We start from the raw sequence: 1,958 nt of genomic DNA, 5'->3' as shown, positions 1-1,958 counted from the left end.
GCATCGGGTTTTCTTATAGCTTACGAAAATTTCTTTTGTGCAAAACAGACTTTTTCATAATCTAACCCGATGTACAACCCTTCTGTGAGATTTCCGCGTCGAAGGCCATCTCGAGACACGCAAATGGACCGATCAGCAGGGACAGGACCGTTATGTGACCGAGATCATCATTGATCGGTTTGATGGAAACCTGAAGGTGCTGGCCAATGGTCGAAGCACGGGCGATGGACGTTTTGATGAAGAGCGTCCCTCGCGGAGCGCTGCACAGCGCCCCGTTCCTGCCGCAACTTCCAACGCGCAGGACGTGGATGATGAAATCCCGTTTTAGGTCGTTCGGTGTTCCGGGTCGTCAGCGACCCGGAGCATTGTGCCTGTTCAGGGAGAAGAAAATGCGATTTCTGCTGCCCCAGTTCTCGTCATGAATACTTGTGAGGACTGACAGGCCTGATGGCGCGGGCGATCGGGAAAGCCTGTCGGCCGACACCGGAACGCCGGTCGTCCGTCCACATCGGGGATGAACTGTGTCTCTCCTGTTTCTCCATCGACCTTTATACGGGCTCGTGAACCTTATTTTTTCGTCAGTCGCATGATGTGGGCGCAGACGGGATCCTCCACAGGGAGTATCTGGCGTCGTGAATGCCCGCTCGTCCATAGTCCCGGTAATGCGTGCGCAGTGGCGCGGACACATGCCGTTTGCTGCCGCGCGTAAACTGCGGCCATTCGTGCGTCCTGTATTCTTTTGCAGTTCACGCAGAATAAAAATCCTCAACGCGGAATATCAGGACGCAATATCTCGACGAACCATACAGAGGTCGTCGTGTGTTTCCGCGCGATCATCTCAAATACTCACCGTAAATACCGGAGCGGTCTGAAACACAATCCATGCTGTTTGTGAAGGAGTGTCTTTCATGGCTTACACGTCTTCCCCAGAAGCACAGCAAAGAGAACTTGATGAGCTTCGCAATGCTGTAAACTGCGCCGTTGTGCTGGAGAAAGCCGGGTTCCGGCTGGATCGGCAGGCCACCGCGCAGCGTTCCGCACGTAACCTGAAATTTCGCCGTGACAGTGAGGCCATTATTGTCAATCACGATGGCAAGGGCTGGTGGGACCCCAAGGGCGACGGCAAAGGTGATGTCTTCAAGCTTGTCCAGTATCTCGATCCCTCGAAGAACCTCGGTCATGTCAGGCAGGAACTTCGCGCCCTGATCGGCAGGAGCCCGACGCTCGAAGTTGCCGAGCGTACGAAGGGAGCCGATGACAGACCGCGGCGCGATCCCGCTGAACTGTGGAACCGTCGTGCCGCACCTGGACAGGGGACGGCTGCATGGCGCTATCTGACGGAGATCCGTGGGTTGCCCGACCATCTTGTCGCGATTGCCGGACAGCAGGGGGCGCTGAAGGAAGGCCCGCACGGAACTGCCTGGTTCGGCCACCGGGATGCGGACGGGCAGTTCACCGGCATGGAAATGCGGGGGCCGGATTACAAGGGGTTTTCGACGGGCGGGGTTGGCAAGCGTCTCTTTGGTTTCCGGGCCGACGGGGGAGAAGAACCGGTGACGCGCCTTGTCGTCACCGAGGCGGCCATTGATGCATTGTCCTTTGCTGCACTCGATCGCTTTCCGAAAGGAACGCTCTATACCTCGACGGGTGGCGGCATGAGCCCAGAGAGCGAAGCGAACCTGAAGCGGGTCATGACGCAGGTCGCCGCCCAGCCTGAAGCGCGACTGGTTGTTGCCGTTGATAACGACCTGCAGGGGGATCGTTATGCCGGGAAATTCGCTGCGATGGCGCAGGACGTCGGTCTCTGGTCTGGGCGGATATCTCCGAAAGGGCCGGGAGAGGACTGGAACGCGGTCCTGAGGACCCGCAGGGAAGGAATGCAGGCAGGTTCTGTTCCCGTTGCGCCCTTGTGCCGTCTGTCCGAAGTCCTGGGTTCAGGGGCGAAAGCGCAGCCGGAG

The 1,958-nt window shown here is 58.1% G+C and carries 1 protein-coding gene and 1 pseudogene; both read left to right on the top strand.

From position 1 onward, the window contains the following. Positions 1 to 97: 97 nt before the first annotated feature. Positions 98 to 328: pseudogene (locus tag CFR71_RS15620) on the top strand (single-stranded DNA-binding protein); the annotation flags it as partial. A gap of 580 nt (positions 329 to 908) precedes the next feature. Continuing rightward, a partial coding sequence (locus CFR71_RS15615; RefSeq protein ID WP_110532219.1) for a DUF3991 and TOPRIM domain-containing protein occupies positions 909 to 1,958 on the top strand: 1,050 nt, incomplete at its 3' end.

It is taken from the genome of Novacetimonas pomaceti, from assembly GCF_003207955.1.
GTDB lineage: Bacteria > Pseudomonadota > Alphaproteobacteria > Acetobacterales > Acetobacteraceae > Novacetimonas > Novacetimonas pomaceti.
The sequence above is the reverse complement of the archived record's forward strand: the minus strand, read 5'-3'. Positions and strand labels throughout refer to the sequence as shown.